This is a genomic window from Microbacterium testaceum (assembly GCF_006539145.1).
GTDB lineage: Bacteria > Actinomycetota > Actinomycetes > Actinomycetales > Microbacteriaceae > Microbacterium > Microbacterium testaceum.
Map to the genome: position 1 here is coordinate 1 of NZ_BJML01000008.1, position 22,549 is coordinate 22,549.

Here is a 22,549-nt window from a genome sequence, read left to right on the forward strand (position 1 = left end):
GGGGGAGCCGGTCGATCCGACCGCCTCGCCTCGCCGGGCCGACTCGGCTCGCCGCTCGCCGACCACAGGCGAGGGCGTGACCGCCATCGAGTCGCAGCTGCGCTCTATGCGATCGGATGCCGAGCAGCACATCGCGCACGCGCGTGCGGAGTTCGACCAGGCGAACGAGCGGCTCAAACAGCGAACCGGCCGCGACCTCATCGTCGCGACCCTGATCGGTGTGGGCATCGGCGCGATCGTCGTCGCTTCGCTCATCTTCATCAAGTGGCTGTTCGTGCTGTTCGCAGCGGCCGCCATGGTGCTGGGCGTGCTCGAGTTCTCGCGCGCCCTGCAGGTGTCGGGCCGTCGCGTCGACGTCGTGCCGCAGCTCGCCATGGGCTTCCTGCTGCTGCTCAGCGGGTTCTTCCTCGGACCCTGGGTGCACTGGATCGCGACCCTCGTCGCTGTCGTCGTGGTGGTCGTGTGGCGGTTGACGGCGCAGATGTTCGCGTCCGACGGTCGCGCGCACATCGAGGTCATCGGCGACGTCCTGGTCGCGAGCTTCGTGCAGCTGTACGTCCCCTTCCTCACCAGCGTGGCGATGATCCTCCTCGCCCAGCCTCGAGGCGAGTGGTGGGTGCTCGCGTTCCTCATCCTCGCGGTGGCCGCCGACACCGGTGCCTACGTCTCAGGCCTGACCTTCGGACGGGGTGGGCGGCATCCGATGGCCCCTCGCATCAGCCCGAAGAAGACGTGGGAGGGTTTCGCGGGTGCATGCCTCGCCGCCCTGGTCGCCGGCGCTTTGCTCGCCGCGTTCATGCTGCAGGTGCCGTGGTGGGCCGGGCTCATCTTCGGGGCGGTCGTGCTCGCGACGGCCACCGTCGGCGACCTCGGAGAGTCGATGCTCAAGCGCGACCTGGGTATCAAGGACATGAGCTCGTGGCTCCCGGGCCACGGGGGAGTACTCGACCGCCTCGACTCGATCCTGCCGTCGGCGACGGCCGCCCTGGTGATGTTCTATCTGCTCGCCCCGTTGGGAGTGTCATGACCGAGACGCCGATCCACGACACCGTGGCAGCGACACCGTTCCCGACGACCTCCGGTCGCACGAAGGGGTACGAGAAGCGCGCCGTCGACGTGTTCCTCGCCCGCGCGCGCGAGGCGTTCGAGGCTGACGACCTCGGAGCGCTGCGTTCGTCCGAGGTGCGCATCGCGGCGTTTCCCCTCGTCCGGGGAGGCTACAGAGTCGACGCGGTCGACGCCGCCCTCGGACGGGTCGAAGACGCCTTCGCCGCGCGTGAACGCGACTACGCCCTGTCGCGTCTCGGTGCGCGCGCCTGGGTCGCGGAGACGCGCGATACGGCGCAGGTGGTGCTCGACCGTCTCCGTCGACCGCGGGGGTCGCGGTTCGACCGCGTCGGGTTCTTCCGGTACGGCTATCGCGTGGACGAGGTCGACGTCGTCGCGGATCGCATCGCACGTTACCTGGCGGCGGGCGATCCGATCACACCGGAACAGGTCCGCTCCGTCGCGTTCCGCATGCAGCGCGGCGGGTATCGCGAGACGCAGGTCGATGCGGTGCTCGATGCGGTCGTCGAAGTCATGCTCGCCGTCGGATGACCACCGCGCGTGGCATCCTTGCTCGAGCGTCGGTAGAATCGAGCGCACTGTGACTTCAGGTTCGGAACTTTCGCGCGCATCCGCTTCCCCCGTCGGCCGCCGGGGCGCATCGGTCGACGTGGTCCCGCCGACGCTCCCTCGTCGCTCCGGGCCGCGATGGTCGCGCCGCCGCGGCGTGGTCGGGGTCTTCGGCGCCGCCGCCGCGGTGCTGTTCGTCGGAGCGTACGTCGGCCCTATGGGGGCATCCCTGCTCCCCGCTCAGGCCGAGGAGCCGCACACCGTCACTCTCTACGCCGAGGGGCTCGGCGACACGCAGGCCGTCTCGACGTCGGGCGAGAAGCAGGCCCCCCAGCTCGATCGTGCGAGCTACAACGTCTACGTCAAGCCCAAGCCGACCCCGACGCCCACTCCGGCTCCGTCGCGCTCGAAGGACACGGGCTCGGAGTCGTCGTCGGGAAGCTCCGGTCCGGTGCTGTACTCCGGCGGTGGCGCCCCCGCCGAGTGGATGGCCGCGGCGGGCATCTCCGAGTCCGATATGGGTTTCGTCGACTACATCGTCAGCCGCGAGAGCGGTTGGAATCCCAATGCGACGAATCGCTCGTCGGGGGCGTGTGGTCTGGTCCAGGCTCTTCCGTGCGGCAAGGTACCGGGCAACGGCTACGACCCCGTCGACAACCTGCGCTGGGGAACCGGATACGCCACTGGCCGGTACGGCGGCTGGGCCGGCGCCTACGCCTTCTGGACCGCGAACCACTGGTGGTGAGCGGCATCCATGCCCCGCTCACGTAAGAGACGCACCGATTCATCGCGCGGCGACGACTCTCTCGACCGTCTGATCGCGGGGTGGAAGCGCACCGAGGTCAGGCGTGGCGGGGAGTGGACGGTGCAGCCGATCTCGGCTCCTCAGGCCGTCAAAGATTATGTGTGCCCGGGCTGCGGCCGCACGGTTGCCGCCGGAAGTGCCCACGTGGTCGTCTGGCGCGCCGACGGCGTCCTCGGAGACGCCGCCGACCTCGCCGCCCGACGCCACTGGCACACGCACTGTTGGAGGATTGCCTGATGGAGATTCGCGGACCCGTTCTGCTCCCCGCCCGCCGCGAAGATGTCGAGCTGCGCACTGTCGACGGGCTGACCCTCGTCGGAGAGCTGGCTCTGCCCGCCGACCGCGAACCCGCGGCCACCCTGGTGACGCTTCATCCCCTCCCCACCGCGGGCGGCTTCATGGACTCGCACATCCTGCGCAAGGCCGCCGGTCGCCTTCCGGCGCTGGCCGACCTCGCGGTCCTGCGGTTCAACACGCGCGGCACCACGTCCCCGCGGGGTACGAGCGAAGGTTCCTTCGACGGGGGTGCGAAAGAGTGCTTCGACGTCGCCGCGGCGGTCGATTTCGTGCGCGAGCGCGGTCTTCCGCGCCCGTGGCTGGTGGGATGGTCGTTCGGCACCGAGCTCGCGCTGAAGTACGGACGCGACCACGACATCGAGGGCGTCATCCTGCTCTCGCCTCCACTGCACCGGGCGACCGCCGACGAGGTCGCCGCCTGGGCGGGAGACCCGCGCCGAATGGTCGTGCTGGTTCCCGAACACGACGACTACCTGCGTCCGGACGAGGCTCGGGAGCGTTTCGCCTCGGTTCCGGATGCCACCCTCATCGCGGTCGAGGGCGGCAAGCACCTGTGGGTCGGCGAGACGCAGACCCGCCGTGTGCTCACCGAGATCGTCGCCGCGGTGAATCCCGATGCCTTGCCGCTTCCCGTCGAGTGGGACGGCGAGCTCGCGGGCTGAGGCTCAGCGTTCGTTCTGCCGGGGGATGATGACCTCGCGGTAGATGATGAGGATGCTCGCCGCCACCGGGATAGCGATGAGCGCGCCGAGCAGGTTCAGTAGTGCGCCACCGGCCAGCGCCGAGATGACGACGACCGAGCCCGGCACCGACACCGCGCGGTTCATGATGCGCGGCGAGATCACGTAGGCCTCGACCTGCATGTAGACGAGGTAGTAGATCGCCGCAGCGAGGATGGCCCACGTGGGCGTTCCGAGACCGGGGATGAGGCAGGTGAGCACGATGATCGTCGAGCCGGTGAGCGTACCCACGAGCGGGATCAGCGAGAAGAAGAACGCGATCACGGCGAGGACGGCGGGGAAGGGGGCGTTGATGATCGACAGGAAGATCGCGCTCAGGACACCGTTGATGACGCCGAGACTCACCTGTCCCATCACGTAGTAGCCCACGGAATCCGTGATCTTCTCGGCGAGTTCGATGAAGCGCGCGCGCTTCGATGCCGGTACGAGTTGATAGACGGCCGACTTCAGCGACGGGGTGGATGCCGTGAAGTAGATCGTGAGGATCAGCACGATGAACGCGCCGCCGAGGCCCGCCGCGACCGCTCCGCCGATCGTCAGCAGGCTGTTGCCGATCATGGTCGAGATGCTCCCGACGTCGAGCGTCGAGAACCAGTGTTGGATTCCGGCCCAGACCTCGTCGATCTTCAGCCAGGGGAGCGTCTGCGAGACCCACGTCTGTACGTCGGTGACGATCTCGTTCCAGCGGCCGGGTTGGAGCAGTTGCTCGATCTGGGTCACGAGCTGCGCGATCTGACTGACGATGATCGGCACGACCATGAAGATGATGCCGGCGAAAACGCCCAGCACGGCCAGGATCGTCACGAGCACGGCGGCCCATCGGGGGAGACCTCGTCGCTCGAGGAACGAGACCACCGGATCGAGCCCGAGGGAGAGGAACAGGGCCGTTCCGACGTACAGCAGGATCGTCGACAGGTTCTGCACGCTGCCGATGAGCAGAAGGCCGACCCCGACGCCGAGTGTGGCGAGCAGAGCGACCCGGAAGGGGTTGTGGATCTTCATGCCGAACGACTCCCGCATCAGCCGGGCAGGTGCGCCCGTGTCGTCAGGATACTGAGCCGTCGGCGCGTCGGAGCGCGCGACGGGCCTTGTCGGGAACTTTCAGGCACCCTCGGATAGTCTGAAACGTCGATTCGGTGGCGCCCGAGCCACCGGTGGGGATGGTGTGAAGCGTGAGATTCGTCTGGGCCGTGGTGGCATTCGTCATCGCTGCGGCCATGATCGGTGCCGGTATCGCTCAACGAACCGTTTTCCACGGACCGTCCGAGACCTCGGCGAACGTGCAGACCGAGGGGTCGACGGCGTTCACGCTGATCGACGGCGCGGTACTCAACAGCGTGCCGGGCGCCCAGACCCTGCGCGTGCAGGGCGACGGTGCGGTGTTCGCCTCGTACGGTCGCACCGCCGACGTGAAAGCATGGCTCGCCGACGTCGCGTACACCTCCGCCACGCTCGACGACGCGGGCACGGTGCAGACCTCGGAGGTCGAGCCGACGGTGACCCCCGCCTCCGGCACCGCGACCGCGGGTCGCTCGCCCGTGGACTCCGATCTCTGGCTCGATGAGTTCGAGCAGACGGGGTCGCTGTCGACCACCCTCCAGCTTCCCCGCGACATGAGTGTCCTCGTGGCCTCCGACGGCACCGCTCCGGCGCCCGCGAACATCAGTCTCACCTGGCCGATCGACGACTCCACGCCGTGGGCCGGGCCCCTGATCGTCGGCGGCGGCATCGTGCTGTTGATCGGACTGGTTCTGTACCTGCTCGGCATCCGTCACGTTCGGCGACAGCGGCGCCCGCGCCGCAAGGGTCTTCCCCTGCCCGTAACCGAGCCCATCTCGACGGTCGGCGCGGATGCCGAGAGCAAGGGCGTCGTGAGCCAGAGCCCCGTTCGTCGGGGAGGATCGCGGGTCCGCGGTGCCCTCGGCGGTCGTCGAGCCTTGGTGGCCGTGCCGGCCCTCGGTCTGTCGGTGGCCCTGCTCGCGGGATGCTCCGCAGATGCGTGGCCGCAGCTCGCCGCGACAGAGTCTCCCAGCCCCACGCCCACCGTGATCGTTCCCGAGGGACAGTTCCCGCCCGCGGTGACCGAAGCGCAGGCTCAGCGCATCGTGTCGAAGGTGTCGTCGACCGTTGCTCAGGCGGACGCCTCCCTCGACGCGAACGTCGTCGCCGAGCGCCTCGCGGGCCCGGCCCTGGCCGAGCGTCAGACCAATTACAAGCTGCGAGCCGCGATCGCGGACCGTCCGGCCCTGCCCGCGATCCCGGCGGAGCCCGTGCAGATCGTCCTGCCGCAGACCACGGGAACGTGGCCCCGCACGCTGATGACGGTGGTGGAGTCGGCGGATGCCGCGACCCCCACCACCACGATCATGATGATGACCCAGCAGACGCCGTGGGAGGAGTACAAGGCGTCCTACGTCGGCAACCTCGAGGCCTCCACCAACCTGCCCGAGCTGGCGGCGCCGTACGTGGGCGCCACGCAGGTGCCGCCGGACTCGTCGTTCCTCGTCATGGCACCCGAGAAGGTCGCTGCGGCCTACGCCGACGTCATCAACAACGGGCAGAACAGTGCCTCGTTCGCGAAATTCGACACCGCCAACGATCTCCTGCTGGCCGCGATCCAGGACAACAAGACCAAGCGCACCGACGAGCTGAACCAGACCGGTGCGGGAACGGCCGAGATCAGCTTCTCCGCCTCGGCCGGAACGGCGACACCGATCGCCCTCGCCACGCTCGACACGGGGGCCATCGTCGCCGTCAACGTGTATGAGAGCGATACGGCCAAGCCGACGAACAAAGACGCCGTGATCAAGCTGGACAACAACCCCGCGGTCAAGGCCCTCACCGGTGTCGACCAGTCTGCGACAGGCTTCACCACGACGTATTCCGATCAGGTCTTCTTCTACGTGCCCAGTCAGGGCTCCGACGACCAGATCCGCCTGCTCGGCTACCGATCCAGCCTCCTCGAAGCGAAGGTGTCCCCGTGAGTATTCCCGCCCCCGGTTCCGTGATGCGCGGCGCCGTCGACCTCTCGTCCCTGCGCAACCGCCCTCAGCCGCCCGCCGCTCCCGCGGCCGGTGATCCCGCTGCCCCCGCCCGCCCTGCCGGCGCGCTGCCGCTCGTCTTCGACGCGACCGATGACACGTTCGGAGAGGTGCTCGAGCTCTCGCGCACGGTACCGGTGGTCATCGATCTGTGGGCCGAGTGGTGTGGACCGTGCAAGCAGCTCAGCCCCGTCCTCGAGAAGGTCGTGACCGACCTCGCCGGACGCCTCGTTCTGGCGAAGGTCGACGTCGACGCGAACCCGCAGCTCGCTCAGGGGTTCCGCGCGCAGTCGATCCCGATGGTGCTCGCTCTCGTCGCCGGCCAACCGGTACCCCTGTTCACGGGCGCTGTGCCCGAGCAGCAGGTACGTGACGTCTTCGCACAGCTCCTGCAGCTCGCTGCCCAGCACGGCGTGACGGGAACCGTGCCGGTCGGCGGGGCCCCCGCCGCCGATGCTCCTGCCGCAGAGCCCGAGCTTCCCCCGCTGCACGCAGAGGCGTTCGCCGCCATCGAAGAGGGCGACTACGCCCGCGCGATCAGCGCGTACGAGCAGGCTCTCGCGGAGAACCCTCGCGACGCCGACGCACGGGCAGGTCTCGGACAGGTGCGCCTGCTCGATCGTGTTCAGGGTGCCGACCTTCACGCGGCCCGTGCTGCCGCGGCCGCTGCGCCGACCGGTCTGGAGGCGCAGTTCCTCGTCGCGGACCTCGATGTCGTGGGCGGTCACGTCGATGACGCCTTCGGCCGTCTGCTCGATCTATTCGCCGCACTGCCGGCGGAGGAGCGCGCGCCGGTCCGCGAGCGTCTGCTCGACCTGTTCGGCCTTGTCGGCGACGACGACGCCCGGGTCATCCGTGCGCGCTCGCGTCTGGCGTCGCTGCTCTTCTGACGCCCGGACGACGACGGCCCCGGACTCCCTCGGGAGGACGGGGCCGTCGTCGTTCGCGAAGGTACCTACATGAGAGACCCCGGGTACCGGGACGCAGCTCGCGGTCCCGTACCCGGGGTCTGTGGTGCCGGTGTCAGCCCCCCGCGCGGTGGTGGAGCCAGAGCACGCCGAGGGGCGGGAGGGTCAGAGTGGCGCTCCCGCGGTCGTCCGTCTCGACGGCGCCGAAGTTGCCCTGACCCGAACCGCCGAACGCCTCGGCGTCGCTGTTGAGGATCTCGGTCCACATACCCGATTCGGGCAGATCGAGCGGGAAGTCCGTCAGCGGGACACCCGAGAAATTGCAGACGACCGCGATCGTGTTCCCGTGGTGGTCGCGGCGGGCGAACGCCAGCACATTCGTGTTCCACGCGGGAGCACCGAGGCGCGAGAATGCGGCGCCGTCGTGGTCGCGCGCCCACAGCGCCGCCTGGTCGCGATAGACGCGGTTGAGCTCGGCGACGAACGAGTGCAGCTGCTTGTGGGAGGGCTGATCGAGCATCCACCAGTCGATGCTGCGCGACTCCGACCACTCCGACATCTGGCCGAACTCCTGGCCCATGAAGAGCAGCTGCTTGCCGGGGTGGCCCCACATGTACGCCAGGAACGCGCGCATGTTGGCGAGCTTCTGCCAGTGGTCGCCCGGCATCCGTCCGAAAAGGCTCCCCTTGCCGTGCACGACCTCGTCGTGGCTGATCGGCAGGACGAAATTCTCGCTGAACGAGTAGACGAACGAGAACGACAGCTCGCCCTCGTGGTGCGAACGGTACATGGGGTCGCGCCCGATGTACTGCAGCGAGTCGTTCATCCACCCCATGTTCCACTTGAACCCGAAGCCGAGGCCCGCGTGCGAGGTGGGGGCGGTCACGCCCGGGAAGCTGGTCGACTCCTCGGCGATCAGCGCGATGCCGGGATAACGCTTGTAGGACGTCGCGTTGACCTCCTGCAGGAAGCGGATGGCCTCGAGGTTCTCACGGCCGCCGAACTGGTTGGGCGCCCACTCGCCGTCGTTGCGGGAGTAATCGAGGTAGAGCATGGATGCCACGGCATCCACTCGCAGGCCGTCGACGTGGAACTCCTCGAACCAGTACAGCGCGTTCGCGACGAGGAAGTTGCGCACCTCGTTGCGGCCGTAATCGAAGATGAGCGTGCCCCAGTCCTTGTGCTCGCCGCGACGGGGGTCCGGGTGCTCGTACAGGGCCTCGCCGTCGAAGCGGGCGAGGGCGAAGTCGTCCTTGGGGAAGTGCCCCGGGACCCAGTCCATGATCACGCCGATGCCGGCCTGATGCAGGCGGTCGATGAGGTAGCGCAGGTCGTCGGGGGAGCCGAAGCGACTGGTCGGGGCGTAGTAGCCCGACACCTGATAGCCCCATGATCCGCCGAAGGGGTGCTCGGCGAGGGGGAGGAACTCGACGTGGGTGAAGCCCTGGGCGCCGACGTAGCTGATGATCTCGTCTGCCGCTTCGCGGTACGACAGGCCCGGCTTCCAGGAGCCGAAGTGGAGTTCGTAGATCGACATCGGTCGGTCGATCGGCGCCGTGCGCGAACGCTCGTCGATCCAGTCGCTGTCGGCCCAGACGTACTCCGAGTCGGTGACGACGGATGCCGTGGCGGGGGGCACCTCGGCGAGGCGGGCCATGGGGTCGGCCTTCTCGATCCACTGCCCTGCGCGGGTGAGGATCTCGAACTTGTAGCGGGTACCGGCGCCGATACCGGGGATGAAGACCTCCCAGACGCCGCTCCCACCCATCGAACGCATGGCGTGGCCGGAGCCGTCCCAGCCGTTGAAGTCGCCGATCACGCGAAGGGCGCGCGCGTCGGGAGCCCAGACGGTGAAAGCCGTGCCGGTCGAACCGTCGAGCTCGCGCACGTGAGCGCCGAGAACGCGCCAGAGCTCCTCGTGACGGCCCTCGGTGATGAGGTGCAGGTCGAGCTCGCCCACAGAGGGTGCGTGCCGGTACCCGTCGTCGGACACGTGCTCGGAACCGTCGTAGGACGCGCGAACGGTGTAGGCACCGGGGTAGGCCGCGACGGGTGCTTCCCAGATTCCTCCGCGCACGTGCGCGAGCGGGACAGACGTACCGTCGGCGAGCTCGGCGACCACCTCGCGGGCGAGGGGGCGACGCGAGCGGATGACCCACCCCGCGCCCGTCTCGTGCACGCCCAGCACGCTGTGCGGGTCGTGATGGGCGCCGTGAGCGACGGCGTCCAGGATCTCGGGGGGAAGAGCTGTCATCGGTTCTCCTTGACGTGCAGGACGTGCACCGGCTCGACGAAGGCGTCGAGGCGGACGAAGTTGTGGTCGGCCCAGCTCCAGACCTGGCCGGTGACCAGGTCTTCGACCTCGTACGAGGCACCGGGTTCGATGCCGAACACGGTCGTGTCGAGGTGCACGGTGGTCTCGCGGGCGGAATGCGGATCGACGTTGGCGACGACGATGATCGTGTCGCTCTCGCCGGTGGGGGAGAGGGCGGCGGCCAGGTGCTTGGAGTAGACGAGGATCGAGTCGTCGTCGCTCCAGTGGATGTCGAGGTTCCGCAGCTGCCGCAGCGCCGGGTGCGCACGACGTGCCCCGTTGAGCATCCGTAGGTAGGGGGCGAGCGAGTCTCCTGCGGCCTCCGCGGCGCCCCAGTCGCGGAACTTGTATTCGAACTTCTCGTTGTCGATGTTCTCTTCGGCTCCGGGGCGCGCCACGTTCTCGAAGAGTTCGTAGCCGGCGTACACCCCGTAGGTGGGCGCGGCGGTGGCGGCGATCGCGGCGCGGACCTTGTACGCCGGCCGGCCTCCGAACTGCAGGTATTCGGTGAGGATGTCGGGGGTGTTGACGAACAGGTTGGGCCTCAGGAAGTCGGAGGTCTCGTGAGCGAGACCGCCGAGGAACTCCTCGAGCTCCTCCTTCGTGTTGCGCCACGTGAAGTACGTGTAGCTCTGTTGGAATCCGGCCATCGCGAGGCCTTGCAGGGGCGCCGGGCGGGTGAATGCTTCCGCGAGGAACACCGCTGCGGGCTCCTCGGCGCTGACGGTGGCGATGAGCCACTCCCAGAACTGCAGGGGCTTGGTGTGCGGGTTGTCGACGCGAAAGATCGTGACGCCCTGCGCGATCCAGTGCCGCACGATCCGCAGGACCTCGGCGCGGATGCCCTCGGGGTCGTTGTCGAAGTTGATCGGATAGATGTCCTGGTACTTCTTCGGCGGGTTCTCGGCGAACGCGATCGAGCCGTCGGGGAGGGTCGTGAACCACTCGGGGTGCTCCGTGACCCAGGGGTGGTCGGGCGAGGCCTGCAACGCCAGGTCGAGCGCGACCTCGATGGCGTTCTCCCGAGCGGTCTGGACGAACGCGCGGAAGTCGTCGAGCGTGCCGAGATCGGGGTGCACCGTGTCGTGCCCGCCCGCGGCGGCACCGATGGCCCACGGCGAACCGGGGTCTCCCGGCTCGGTGACGAGGGTGTTGTTCGGGCCCTTGCGGTTCGTCTGACCGATCGGGTGGATCGGTGGGAGGTACACCACGTCGAAGCCCATGTCGGCCACGGCCGGGAGACGCTCCGCGGCGGTGCGGAAAGTCCCGCTGATGACGGATCCGTCCTCGGCGCGATGCGCACCCTCGGAGCGGGGGAAGAACTCGTACCACGCGCCCACGCCGGCGCGCTCGCGTTCGACCAGCAGCTCGGCATCCCGTCCGACCGAGACCAGACCCATCAGCGGTCGGGCGTCGAACAGCGCGGCGATCTCGGGGTCGCGGACGATCTGAAGGGCCGTGTCGTCGTGCACGTCGGGATCGCGGAGCGCGCGGGCCGCGTCGTACAGACGGTCTTTGTCGACGCCCGGACGCTTCTTCTCGCCCCGCGCGCGGTCGAAGAGTTGTGCACCCATCTCGCGCATGAGAGCGACGTCGACGCCCGCCGCGATCTTGAGTTCGGCCGCGTGCTTCCACGTGGCGAAATCGTCGGCGAACGACTCGAAGCGGAAACGCCACACGCCCTGTTCGAGCGGCGCAACGAGCGTCGACCAGCGGTCGAAGCCGTCGTTCAGCGGGCTCAAGCGGTGCAGCGACTCGTCGCCCGACGGCGAGAAGAGGCGCAACTGCACGCCGATCCGGTCGTGCCCCTCGCGGAAAGCCGTGACGGTGAACGGCACCGCCTCGCCGACGTACGCGGACGGGCGGAACTGCCCGCCCGGCACGCTCGGGTGCGGGAGAGCCAGGGGGATGCGCGGGGTGACCACGCTGCGCGAAGTGGGCGTCGGCTTGACCGGACGCACGGGAATCGAGGCGGCGCTGCGCCAGGGCAGCTCGGGCGAGGGAGTCGTCGTGGTGGCCACGGTCCGAACCTATCGCGGGCCGCCCACCTCGCCGTACGGTTTCGCTCGGCCTTGACAGCGGGCCCGGATCAGTCGACGCGGAACAGACGCATCGAGGCACTCGCGATCGGGACGAGGTCTCCGGGTGAGAAGCGCTCGACGTCGTCGGACGGCTTCTCGTCAGCGCTCGACCAGAGGGACACGTATTCGGCCCCGTCGATCCCGGGCAGCACGATCTCGGTGGCGGACTCGGTGCCGTGCACGACGAGCAGGACGCGATTGGGCTCTTCGTCCTCGGGCGTCGAGGTGGCCAGGTACTGCAGGGTCCGGTGCGCGGGGTCGTTCCAACGGTCGCTCGACATCGTCTCGCCGTGTTCGTCGAACCAGTCCATGACGGATGCCGAGGGGATGACCTCGCCGAGCCGGGCGAACCGCCTGGGGCGGAGCGCGGGGTTGTCGCGGCGCAGCTGCGTCAGCCGTTGCGTGTGGGCGAAGAGGTCGCGCTGCCATTCCGCGAGATCCCACGAGAGCCACGTGAGAGCGGAGTCGTGGCAGTACGCGTTGTTGTTGCCGCGCTGCGTGCGTCCCATCTCGTCTCCCGCCGTGATCATGGGCACGCCCGCCGACAGCAGCAGGGTGCCCATGAGGTTGCGCATCGCCTTGCGCCGCGTGGCGAGCACCCCCTCATCGTCGGTCCGGCCTTCGGCACCGTGGTTGAACGAGCGGTTCGTGTCGGCGCCGTCGCGGTTCTGCTCGCCGTTTCCGAGGTTGTGCTTGACGTCGTACGAGACGAGATCGCGCAGCGTGAAGCCGTCGTGCGCGGTGACGAAGTTGACGCTCGCGAGGGGGCCGCGCTCCTCGCTGAAGGTGTTCGACGAGCCCGCGAGGCGTGTGGCGAAGCCGCCGATCCCGACCGGCGCGGTGTCGGCTCGGCGGGCGTAGTCGATGTCGCTCAGCCAGAAGTTGCGCACGCGGTCGCGGTAGCGGTCGTTCCACTCCAACCAGCCGTCTCCGAAGTTGCCGGTCTGCCAACCGCCCATGCCGACGTCCCACGGTTCGGCGATGAGCTTGGTGCCCGCCAAGCGTTCGTCGTCGCGGATCGCCTTCAGCAGGGCATGGTCCGGCGTGAACGAGTGGTTCTCGTCACGACCGAGCGTGACCGCCAGATCGAAGCGGAAGCCGTCGATCTGCACGTCGTCGCTCCAGTACCGCAACGAATCGAGCACCAGACGCGCGGCGGCATCCGTCGAGGTGTTCAGCGCGTTGCCGCAGCCGGTCTCGTCGATGTACGCGCCGTCGGCGGTCTGGCGGTAGTAGGCCTTGTTGTCGATGCCGCGCAAGCTCGTGCGGGGGCCGCCGATGCCCTCTTCCGCCGTGTGGTTGTAGACGACATCGAGGAGCACCTCGAGGCCGGCCTCGTGAAGGAGCTTCACCATGCCCTTGAACTCGCGCAGCACCGCCTCGGGCCCCTCGGCGCGGCTCGCGGCCGTGGCGTAGGGGGCGTGCGGCGTGAAGAAGTTCAGCGAGTTGTACCCCCAGTAATTCGACAGGCCGAGCTGCAGAAGGCGCGGTTCGGTGGCGAACGCATGCACCGGCAACAGCTCGACGCTGGTCACGCCGAGCGAGAGCAGGTGGTCGATCATCGCGGGGTGCGCGAGTCCCGCGTAGGTACCGTGCAGCGCGGGCGGGATGAACGGATGCCGCTTGGTGAGCCCCTTCACGTGCCCCTCGTAGATCACCGTGCGGTCCAGCGGTACGCGAGGCTTCGTCGAACTGCCCCAGTCGAAGGAGCCCTCCACCACTACCGAGCGCCAATCGCCGTAGCTGCCCGAGACGAGCCCGCGCGAGTACGGCTCGATGAGCAGCGACTGCGGATTGAAGGTGTGCCCCGGGCCGTGCGGGCCGCCGACGCGGATCGCGTAGCGGGCACCGGGCCGGAGCAGGGGAGTGCTCGCTTCGAAGACTCCGCCCCCGACGGGGGTCATGGCGATGGTCTCGGTCGCCCAGTCGAGATCGACCTCGTCGAAGACGAGCAGCTGCATCGCGTCGGCGGAGCCCGACCAGACGCGCAGGGTGCCGCCGTCGGGGTCGAGGCGCACACCCAGGTCGTCGAGCGACGAACGGAGCAGGGCGGGGCGGGCGGACAGGACAGTCTCGGGTCGGACCATGCGTCTTAGGGTAGTGAAAGGCGCTGGCGATACCGGGAGGGCGACGATGCGGATCTACCTCGATCACGCGGCGACCACCCCCCTGCGCCCCGAGGCGCGCGAGGCGTGGCTCGCCGCGCACGACGTGCTCGGCAACCCCTCCTCGATCCATGCCGCGGGGCAGGAGGCCCGCCGTCTGCTCGAAGACGCGCGCGAGGCCGTCGCGGCGGTCCTCGGGTGCCAGCCCATCGAGGTGGTCTTCACTTCCGGCGGCACCGAGGCCGCGAACCTCGCTCTCAAGGGCCTGTGGTGGTCGCGTGCGGCCGGGGCGGGAGTGATCGTGCTGCCCGACGGTGAGCATCACGCGACGCTCGACGCCGTGGCATGGCTCTCCTCGACGCAGGGCGCGCATGTGCGGGCGGTGCCCCTCGACCCGCTCGGACGCATCGACGTCGATGCCTTCGCGAGCGCCCTTCCCGGTGCCGCCCTCGCCACGGCCCTCGCCGCGAGCAACGAGGTGGGCACGATCCAGGATGCCGCCGACCTCGCGGCCCGCGCACGTGACGCCGGTGTACCTCTGCATCTCGACGCCGTCTCGGCGCTCGGCCAGATTCCAGTCGACTTCGCCGCGTGGCGCGGGACGGGCGGCGATTCGTCCGGGCTCGTCGCGATGTCGGTGTCGGCGCACAAGGTCGGCGGTCCGGTCGGAGTCGGCGCGGCCGTCGTGTCGCGTCACGGTCGGCTGACCCCGCTCGTCCACGGCGGCGGGCAGCAGCGTGCCCTGCGCGCCGGGACGCAGGACGTCGCCGGAGCCGCGGCCTTCGCCGCCGCGGTCACCGCGGCCGAGCGCGAGCGGAGCGACGAGGCCGTGCGTCTCGCAGCGCTGCGGAATCGCCTCGTCTCCGGCATCCTGTCGTCGATTCCCTCGGCCCGGTTGCTCGGGCACCCCACCGAGCGCCTTCCCGGCAACGCTCACGTGCTGTTCCCGGATGCCGCCGGCGAGACGCTGCTGTTCCTGCTCGACATGGAGCAGATCGCCGTCTCGACGGGGTCGGCGTGTCAGGCCGGTGTCGCGGAGCCGTCGCACGTGGTGCTCGCTCTCGGGCTCGACGATCGCGCGGCCCGTTCGGTGCTGAGATTCACCCTCGGCCGCACCTCCACTGACGCCGACGTCGACGCCGTCCTCACCCGTCTTCCCGATGCGTACGCCCGTGCCGTGGCATCCGGCGCCCGTTCAGACCGACGTTCGTAGACTGGGACGATGCGAGTTCTGGCGGCGATGAGCGGTGGAGTCGACTCCGCGGTGGCTGCGGCCCGCGCGGTGGAGGCGGGCCACGACGTGGTCGGCGTGCACCTGGCGCTCTCTCGCGCCGGCGGCACGCTGCGGGCCGGCAGCCGTGGGTGCTGCACGATCGAAGATGCGATGGACGCGCGGCGGGCGGCTGACAAGCTCGGCATGCCGTTCTACGTGTGGGACTTCTCGGAGCGGTTCCGCGACGACGTCATCGACGATTTCGTGTCGGAGTACCGCGCTGGCCGCACGCCGAACCCCTGCATGCGGTGCAACGAGAAGATCAAGTTCGCAGCGCTGCTCGAGCGTGCGCTCGAACTCGGCTTCGATGCGGTGTGCACCGGGCACTACGCCACGCTCGTCGACACGCCCGAGGGGCGCGAGCTGCACCGGGCCTCCGACAACGCCAAGGACCAGTCCTATGTGCTCGGCGTGCTCACGGCGGAGCAGCTCGCCCATACGTACTTCCCGCTCGGATCGACCCCCTCGAAGGCGCTCGTGCGCGCCGAGGCGGAGCAGCGCGGGCTCTCCGTGGCGCAGAAGCCCGACAGTCACGACATCTGCTTCATCCCCGACGGCGACACGCGCGGCTGGCTCGCCGACAAGGTGGGTGCCGAGCGCGGTGAGATCCTCGACCGCACGGGCGCCGTCGTGGGCACCCATGAGGGAGCGCACGCCTTCACCGTCGGGCAGCGCCGCGGCTTGCAGCTGGGCGTTCCGGCGGCGGACGGCAAGCCCCGCTTCGTCCTCGAAGTGCGTCCGATCAACAACACCGTCGTCGTCGGCCCCAAGGAGGCGCTCGCGTGCTCCGAGATCGCGGGGGAGCGCTTCACCTGGGCCGGGCGGGCGCCCTCGTCGAGCTCGTTCGCGTGCCACGCGCAGATCCGCGCGCACGCCGATCCCGTTCCCGCGACGGCGGAGATCGCCGACGGCGTCCTCACGGTGCGCCCCGAGACGCCGTTCGACGGCGTCGCGCCCGGGCAGACCGCGGTGCTCTACGACGGCACGCGCGTGCTCGGACAGTTCACGATCGACCGGACGGTGTCGGCGGTCCCGGTCGAGGCCTGAGGGCTGTCACACTTCGCTGTCGGCATCCGACTCCTCTCAGAGACGCGATGTTCGCGTCCGTTACCGCGAGGAGTCCCCGATGACCCGTATCGACCTGTCCCGCACCAACCGCGGCGGCTACGCCGCCGTGCTCGCCCTCGAGGCGTACGCGCGCACCCACGTCGACAAGACGCTTTACGAGCTGCTCAAACTGCGGGCTTCGATCCTCAACGGATGCGGCTTCTGTGTCGACATGCACGCCACCGCTGCCGCGACGCACGGCGTACCCGCGCGGACGCTTCATGCGGTCGCGGCCTGGCAGCACGCCGGTGAGCTTCTCGACGACCGTCAACGCGCGGTCCTCGCGCTGACCGATGCCGTGACGCTCGTCGGGCCGGAGAGCGTGACCGATGAGGTGTGGGAACGAGCGGCCGTCTTCTTCTCCGAGAAGGAGCTGGGCTCCCTCGTGGTCGCCATCGCGACGATCAACGTCTGGAATCGCATCGCTCTGGCGACGGGGATGACGCCGCCGGTCGACGCCGCCCACCCCGTCGCATGAGCTTCGTCAGCCCTGCCGGTAGCCTCGGCGACGTGACGACGGCCAGCCTCGCGTGGAGCACGGAGCGGAATCGACTCGTGGGAATCGCCTATCGAATGCTCGGCGACTTCGGCGCTGCGGAGGACATCGTCTCGGACGTCGCCCTCGAGGCACTGCGGGCGGAGAGCAGCGGTGACGAGGTGCGCTCGTGGGCGGCATGGCTGACGACGGTGTGTGTCAGACGATCCATCGACCAGTTGCGTCGGGTGCAGTCCGCTCGCGAGGAGTATCCGGGGCCGTGGTTGCCGGAGCCGGTCGCCACCGAGCGTCTGCCCGATGACGTGGTCGCGGACCGCGAGATGCTGTCGCTGGCGGTCCTGCACCTCGCGGAGCAGCTGGAGCCCGCGGCACGTGCCGCGGTGGTGCTTCATCGGGCGTTCGCAATGACGTCCGTCGAGATCGCGCGAATCCTCGATCGCTCACCCGCATCGGTGCGACAGCTGATCTCGCGCGGAGAGAAAAGGCTCCAGCTGCGCGACGAGCCGGCGGCGTCAGGGGCTGACGTCGCGGCGTTGCGTGCTCTCGTCACCGCCATCGAGACGGGAGACGTCGCGGGCGTGGCGGGCATCCTCACCGACGACGCGATCCTCTGGGCGGACGGAGGCGGGCGGGTCAAGAGCGCTCTCAACCCCATCTTCGGCGCCGAGAGGATCGTCCGCTTCTTCGTCGGCATCCTGGACAAGGCGGCGGCCTCCGGCGCCGCGATCTCCGTCGGGGTCGTCGACGTCAACGGCGAGAGGGGGCTCTCGCTCTCGGTGGGCGGGATGGCCGACGTCATCTCCCTCGAGATGAGGGGTGGACTGATCGCCGGGGTCCGACGCGTATCGAACCCCGAGAAGCTGTCGAGGGTGTGGTGGACAGGTGGCACCTCGGGGTCGATGTCGGAACCCCTCCCTAAGCTGGATGCGTGACCGAGCACGATCAGCTTCCCGATATCACCCTCGACGAGGCGCGCGCCGAGGCCGCAGACCTCACTCAGCGGATCATCGGGGCGCGCGACGCGTACTACGGGCGAGACGCCGAGGTCGTCGACGACGCGACGTACGACGGATGGATGCACCGGCTCGAGGCCCTCGAGCGTCTGCACCCCGAGCTTCAGGGGCAAGACAGTCCGACGTTGTCGGTGGGTGCGGCCGAGGCCACCGACCTCGCAACAATCGAGCACGCCGAACGCATGCTCAGCCTCGACAATGTCTTCTCACCCGAGGAGCTGCGCGACTGGGCCGTCAAGACCGAGGCCGCCGCGGGGCGCGCCGTGCACTGGCTCAGCGAGCTCAAGATCGACGGGCTCGCCATCAGTCTGCGTTACGAAGACGGCGTGCTCACCTCCGCCGCGACCCGCGGCGACGGGCGAGTCGGAGAGATCGTCACCGAGAACGCTCTGCGTCTGGCCGACATCCCGCGCGAGCTCGCGGGAGAAGGGCATCCGCCGATGGTGGAGGTGCGCGGCGAGGTCTTCATCCCCGTCGCCGCATTCGAGAACCTCAACCGAATGCAGGACGAGTTCCGCCGGCGGGCGTTCGCCGAGGCGCGCGAGCGGGCCGCCGGCCGACGAGGGGGGCGCGCCTTCGACGAAGAGAAGGCCGAGATCGCCGCGGCCCGACGTTTCCCCGCGTTCGCCAACCCCCGCAACGCGGCCAGCGGCGGACTGCGCCAGCAGATCGAGAAGAAGACGGGCCTCGAACTCGAGGCCGGTCTCGCGCGCATCGCCTCCCTCAAGCTCTACGTGCACGGCATCGGGGCCTGGCAGAACCCTCCCGTGGCCGCCCAGAGCGAGATCTACGATCTGCTGGCGTCCTGGGGACTGCCCACCTCGCCGTACTCCCGCGTCGAGTCGACGATCGACGGCGTCCTGGGCTTCGTCGCGCACCACGGAGAGCATCGCCACGACGTCGAGCACGAGATCGACGGCGTCGTCGTCAAGGTCGACGAGCTCGCGCTCCACGACGAGCTCGGGGCGACCAGCCGGGCTCCGCGCTGGGCGATCGCCTTCAAGTACCCGCCCGAGCAGGTGAACACCAAGCTGCTCGACATCGTGGTGTCGGTCGGACGCACGGGTCGCGCGACCCCCTTCGCTGTGATGGAGCCCGCCAAGGTCGCCGGCAGCGTCGTCCGCCAGGCCACCCTGCACAACCAGGACGTCGTGAAGGTCAAGGGCGTGCTGATCGGCGACACGGTCGTGCTGCGAAAGGCGGGCGACGTCATCCCCGAGGTTCTCGGGCCCGTGGTCGAGCTGCGCGACGGCAGCGAGCGTGCGTTCGTCATGCCCGCGGACTGCCCCGAGTGCGGCACTCCTTTGCGCCCGGCGAAAGAGGGCGATATCGACCTGCGTTGCCCGAATGCGCGCTCCTGCCCCGGGCAGGTGCGCGGACGTGTCGAGCACATCGGCTCGCGCGGCGCGCTCGACATCGAAGCGCTGGGCGAGGTCACGGCAGCAGCGTTGACGCAGCCCGAGGTACCCGATGAGCCTCCGCTCGACACCGAGGCGGGACTGTTCGACCTGACCGTCGAGGAACTCGTGCCGATCGAGGTCGTCGTGCGCGACTCCGAGACGGGCGAGCGAAAAGTCGACCCCGACTCCGGCGAGCTCGTGCGGCGTCTGCCCTTCCAGAAGCTCTCGCCCGCGACGTACCCTCCGGGCTCCGAAGACCTCGATCCCGCGGAGCGCCGTCGGCGCGGCATCCGCAAGGACTATCGCGAGGTCCGCCCCTCGGAGCAGGCGACGAAGCTCATCGTCGAACTCGAGAAGGCCAAGACGAAAGATCTGTGGCGGCTGCTCGTCTCGCTGAACATCCGACACGTCGGTCCCGTTGCGGCCCGCGCTCTCGCGCAGTGGTTCGGATCGCTGGATGCCATTCGCGCGGCTTCGCGGGAAGAGCTCGCCGCCGTCGAGGGCGTGGGGGGGATCATCGCCGATGCCGTGGTCGATTGGTTCGAGGTCGACTGGCATCGCGAGATTGTCGAGCGGTGGGAGGCCGCCGGGGTGCGCTTCTCGATCCCCGGTCATCCCGGGCCGGGGGCGGCGGCGGCCGCGGGCGGGGTGCTGGCGGGTCTGACGGTCGTGGCCACGGGCTCGTTGGAGGGATACACCCGTGAGGGTGCGCAAGAGGCGATCCTCTCGGCGGGTGGCAAGGCAGCGTCGAGCGTTTCGAAGAAGACCGACTTCGTCGCCGCAGGTCCGGGCGCGGGGTCGAAGCTCGCCAAGGCGGAAGAACTGGGTCTGCGGATCTTGGATGCTGCGCAGTTCCGCATCCTCGTGGAGCAGGGCCCTGCGGCTCTCGACGCCGCAACGGGCCGGGCATCCACGGATGGGCTCGACGCCGAGGACGGGCCGGCCGCTTCCGAGGGCTGAGAGACGAGGAGGGCGGGAGCCGAAGCCCCCGCCCTCCTGTCGTTCCGTCGTGCGTCGCGTCAACCGGCGCAGGCCGTAGCGGCCTCGGTGAAGCTCGCCTGCAGCGTGCTGATCTGGTCGCTGAGGCCGCTGGCCTTGGACGGGTCGGCCACGACGGTCTCGAGGTACGCGGCGTAGTCGTTCAGTGCGCCGCTCGCCTTCTGGGCGGAGGGCGCGATCTCTTCATTCGTGATCGACGAGAACTGCGTGCCCACGTCGGAAGCGAGCTGCTTGAACGCCGTCAACGTCGCCTGCGGGTCGGAGCTGTTGACCGTGCTGCCCGCACCGCTGACGGCCTGGAACTGTTCGCGCACGATGTCGCAGGCCTCTGCCTTGGTCTGGTCACCGGCGGGCGCCGACGGCGTCGCGGGTGCCGTCGTCTCCTGTGTCGTCGTGGTGCCGCCGTCGGCCATGCTGTCGTCACTCGACTAGGCAGTTCCTGAGCCGCCCGAGCAGCCGGCGAGAAGGAGCAGCGCCGAGGCTGCGACGAGAGCGAATGGAGCGCGCTTGATGATCATGTGAGTCCCCCCAAAGGTCACGTCCGGGCGTCACATGGCCCGGATTACTCCGACGGTATCGATCCGGGGCGCGCGCAGGCCAATTCACCCCTGCCCTTGCGCGCGGGGCCCGGATGTAGCAGGGGAATCGTCAGCCCTCGAGAAGTCGGTCGCGTACCTGGCGGCGCAGCACCTTGCCGATCAGCGAGCGGGGGAGCTCATCGACCACCACGATGCGCTTGGGCACCTTGTACGGCGTCAGGATGCCGCGTGCGAACGCTCGCACCGCTTCGGCGTCGAAGTCGTCCGGCGTCGACGGCACCACGGCTGCGACGACCTCCTCGCCGGAGTGCTCGCTCGGCATGCCGATGACCGCGACATCTGCGACCGAGGGATGCTGGTGCAGAACGTTCTCGACCTCGGTCGGGGCGACGTTGAACCCGCCCGTGATGATGAGCTCCTTGATGCGGTCGACGATGCGGACGAATCCGCCATCGTCGATCGTGACGATGTCGCCGGTGCGGAACCACCCGTCGACGAAGACCGCCTCGGTCTCTTCTGGTTTGCCGTAATAGCCCGAGAACACCTGGGGGCCGCGCACGAGCAGCTCGCCGCGCTCGACGTCGATGCGCGGGTCGTCGGGGTCGACGACCCGGCATTCGGTACCGGGGAGAGGCAGACCGACGGTGCCCGCAACCCGGTTGGCCGCGACGGGGTTGGCCATGAGCACGGGGGAGCACTCGCTCAGCCCGTACCCCTCGACGAGGAACCCACCCGTCGCCTGTTCGAACGGTACGACGAGGGAGTGCGGGAGCGCCATGGCCCCCGAGATGGCGACGTCGGTTCCGGTGAGGGACACCCCCCTCTCGTCCGCCGCCGCGAGCAGCCGCTCTGCGATCGGCGGGACCAGCGGCAGGAAGGTCGCGGGGTGCTTCTTCGTCACCTCCAGGACGAGGTCGGGGTCGAACTTCGGGAAGAGCACCAGACGCGCGCCCATGGACATCGCGAAGGTCAGGCACAGCGTCAACCCGTAGGCGTGGAACATCGGGAGCACCGCGTAGACGACGCAGCCCTCACCGCGCACGATCTGCGGCACCCATGCCCGCGCTTGAGCGGCGTTGGCGAGGAGGTTCGCGTGGGTGAGCATCGCCCCCTTGGGGGTTCCGGTCGTGCCGCTCGTGTACTGGATGATCGCCAGGTCCGTCGAGCCCGGCCGCGGGTGCGTCTCGGGAAGGGGGGCGTGGCGGAGGAGGTCCGCCCAGTCGTTGGCATCCCGTGTCTTCGTCGTCAGGGCGGCGCGGGCTTCGCGCGCCCGGGGGATCGGCAGGCGCAGGGCGAGGCGGGTGCGCATCGGCATGGCCGTTGTCACATCGACGGACACGAGCGTGTCGACTCGTAGATCGGCGGGGAAGTCCTGCACGGTGGCGACGACCTTGCTCCACACGATCGCGTGCTTGGCGCCGTGGTCCTCGAACTGCTTGCGCAGCTCGCGCGGCGTGTAGAGCGGGTTGTGCTCGACGACGACCGCACCGAGGCGCAGCACGGCGTAGAACGCCACGATGTGCTGCGGGCAGTTCGGCAGCACGATGGCGACCGGGTCTCCTGCGACGACTCCCCGCTCGGCGAGAGCGGCCGCGACGCGGGCGATCTGGGCTGACATCTCGGCGTAGGTGGTCTCGCGGCCGAAGAACTGCAGGGCCGGGGCGTCCGGATAATCCCGTACCGAGGCGTCGACGATGTCGACGAGAGACCCGCTCTGAGGGTCCAGATCTTCGGGCACCCCCGCGGCGTAGCTCGAGGTCCAGGGGCGCGGCGGATCGAAACTCGTCACGCGGCCAGCCTAGGGCGAGCGCGCG

General features: G+C 69.3%; 18 protein-coding genes. 12 read left to right on the forward strand and 6 right to left on the reverse strand.

The features are described 5' to 3' along the window. From MTE01_RS11930 to MTE01_RS11950, 5 genes are all read left to right on the forward strand, one after another. The coding region (locus MTE01_RS11930) for a phosphatidate cytidylyltransferase (protein WP_246078276.1) at positions 1–1,027 on the forward strand (1,027 nt) is incomplete at its 5' end. Continuing rightward, positions 1,024–1,599, forward strand: coding sequence for a DivIVA domain-containing protein (locus tag MTE01_RS11935; RefSeq protein WP_103208974.1), 576 nt, complete (start codon positions 1,024–1,026; stop codon positions 1,597–1,599). The genes MTE01_RS11930 and MTE01_RS11935, both read left to right, overlap by 4 nt. Before the next feature lie 49 nt (positions 1,600–1,648). Next, positions 1,649–2,362, forward strand: a complete 714-nt coding sequence (locus MTE01_RS11940) for an aggregation-promoting factor C-terminal-like domain-containing protein (protein ID WP_246078277.1) — start codon at positions 1,649–1,651, stop codon at positions 2,360–2,362. A gap of 9 nt (positions 2,363–2,371) precedes the next feature. Further along, positions 2,372–2,659, forward strand: a complete 288-nt coding sequence (locus MTE01_RS11945) for an Rv1322 family protein (RefSeq protein WP_141377718.1) — start codon at positions 2,372–2,374, stop codon at positions 2,657–2,659. Beyond that, the gene (locus MTE01_RS11950) at positions 2,659–3,381 is read left to right on the forward strand and encodes an alpha/beta hydrolase (protein WP_141377720.1); all 723 of its coding nucleotides are present in this window, start codon (positions 2,659–2,661) and stop codon (positions 3,379–3,381) included. Before MTE01_RS11945 ends, MTE01_RS11950 begins: the two co-directional genes overlap by 1 nt. A 3-nt stretch (positions 3,382–3,384) precedes the next feature. Here MTE01_RS11950 and MTE01_RS11955 read toward each other — a convergent pair whose 3' ends face one another. Continuing rightward, on the reverse strand, positions 3,385–4,461 hold the full coding sequence (locus MTE01_RS11955) for an AI-2E family transporter (protein WP_103209927.1): 1,077 nt from the start codon (positions 4,459–4,461) through the stop codon (positions 3,385–3,387). Positions 4,462–4,631: 170 nt separating this feature from the next. Between MTE01_RS11955 and MTE01_RS11960 the strand changes: the two genes are divergently transcribed. Continuing rightward, on the forward strand, positions 4,632–6,443 hold the full coding sequence (locus MTE01_RS11960) for a DUF8094 domain-containing protein (protein ID WP_141377722.1): 1,812 nt from the start codon (positions 4,632–4,634) through the stop codon (positions 6,441–6,443). Continuing rightward, complete coding sequence (locus MTE01_RS11965; protein WP_103208984.1) at positions 6,440–7,390, forward strand: tetratricopeptide repeat protein; 951 nt, start codon at positions 6,440–6,442, stop codon at positions 7,388–7,390. The genes MTE01_RS11960 and MTE01_RS11965 overlap by 4 nt, the downstream gene beginning before the upstream one ends. Positions 7,391–7,523: 133 nt before the next feature. On the opposite strand, the gene glgB is transcribed toward MTE01_RS11965, so the two are convergent. The 3 genes from glgB to glgX all read right to left on the reverse strand — a co-directional run bounded on the left by glgB (position 7,524) and on the right by glgX (position 13,890). Next, positions 7,524–9,662 carry a 1,4-alpha-glucan branching protein GlgB gene (gene glgB / locus MTE01_RS11970; RefSeq protein WP_116239903.1) on the reverse strand — a complete coding sequence of 713 codons (2,139 nt, stop codon included), beginning with the start codon at positions 9,660–9,662 and terminating at the stop codon, positions 7,524–7,526. Then, complete coding sequence (locus tag MTE01_RS11975) at positions 9,659–11,743, reverse strand: maltotransferase domain-containing protein (RefSeq protein WP_174799689.1); 2,085 nt, start codon at positions 11,741–11,743, stop codon at positions 9,659–9,661. The genes glgB and MTE01_RS11975 overlap by 4 nt, the downstream gene beginning before the upstream one ends. A 68-nt stretch (positions 11,744–11,811) precedes the next feature. After that, positions 11,812–13,890, reverse strand: coding sequence for a glycogen debranching protein GlgX (glgX, locus tag MTE01_RS11980; protein ID WP_141377724.1), 2,079 nt, complete (start codon positions 13,888–13,890; stop codon positions 11,812–11,814). Positions 13,891–13,936: 46 nt separating this feature from the next. Between glgX and MTE01_RS11985 the strand changes: the two genes are divergently transcribed. From MTE01_RS11985 to ligA, 5 genes are all read left to right on the forward strand, one after another. Then, positions 13,937–15,121 (forward strand): cysteine desulfurase family protein, encoded by a 1,185-nt coding sequence (locus MTE01_RS11985; RefSeq protein ID WP_141377726.1) that lies wholly within the window; start codon positions 13,937–13,939, stop codon positions 15,119–15,121. A gap of 9 nt (positions 15,122–15,130) precedes the next feature. Then, positions 15,131–16,228, forward strand: coding sequence for a tRNA 2-thiouridine(34) synthase MnmA (mnmA, locus tag MTE01_RS11990; protein WP_141377728.1), 1,098 nt, complete (start codon positions 15,131–15,133; stop codon positions 16,226–16,228). Between the two features lie 79 nt (positions 16,229–16,307). After that, positions 16,308–16,766, forward strand: coding sequence for a carboxymuconolactone decarboxylase family protein (locus tag MTE01_RS11995; RefSeq protein ID WP_103208994.1), 459 nt, complete (start codon positions 16,308–16,310; stop codon positions 16,764–16,766). A 32-nt stretch (positions 16,767–16,798) separates the two neighbouring features. After that, on the forward strand, positions 16,799–17,716 hold the full coding sequence (locus MTE01_RS12000; protein WP_246078280.1) for a sigma-70 family RNA polymerase sigma factor: 918 nt from the start codon (positions 16,799–16,801) through the stop codon (positions 17,714–17,716). Beyond that, complete coding sequence (gene ligA / locus MTE01_RS12005) at positions 17,713–20,157, forward strand: NAD-dependent DNA ligase LigA (RefSeq protein WP_141377732.1); 2,445 nt, start codon at positions 17,713–17,715, stop codon at positions 20,155–20,157. The genes MTE01_RS12000 and ligA overlap by 4 nt, the downstream gene beginning before the upstream one ends. A 59-nt stretch (positions 20,158–20,216) precedes the next feature. On the opposite strand, the gene MTE01_RS12010 is transcribed toward ligA, so the two are convergent. After that, entirely contained in the window at positions 20,217–20,609 is a 393-nt protein-coding gene (locus tag MTE01_RS12010; protein WP_141377734.1) for a hypothetical protein, read from the reverse strand. 235 nt (positions 20,610–20,844) lie between these two features. Next, positions 20,845–22,524: a long-chain-fatty-acid--CoA ligase gene (locus MTE01_RS12015; protein ID WP_141377736.1), complete on the reverse strand. Its 1,680-nt coding sequence runs from the start codon at positions 22,522–22,524 to the stop codon at positions 20,845–20,847. Positions 22,525–22,549: the final 25 nt, after the last annotated feature.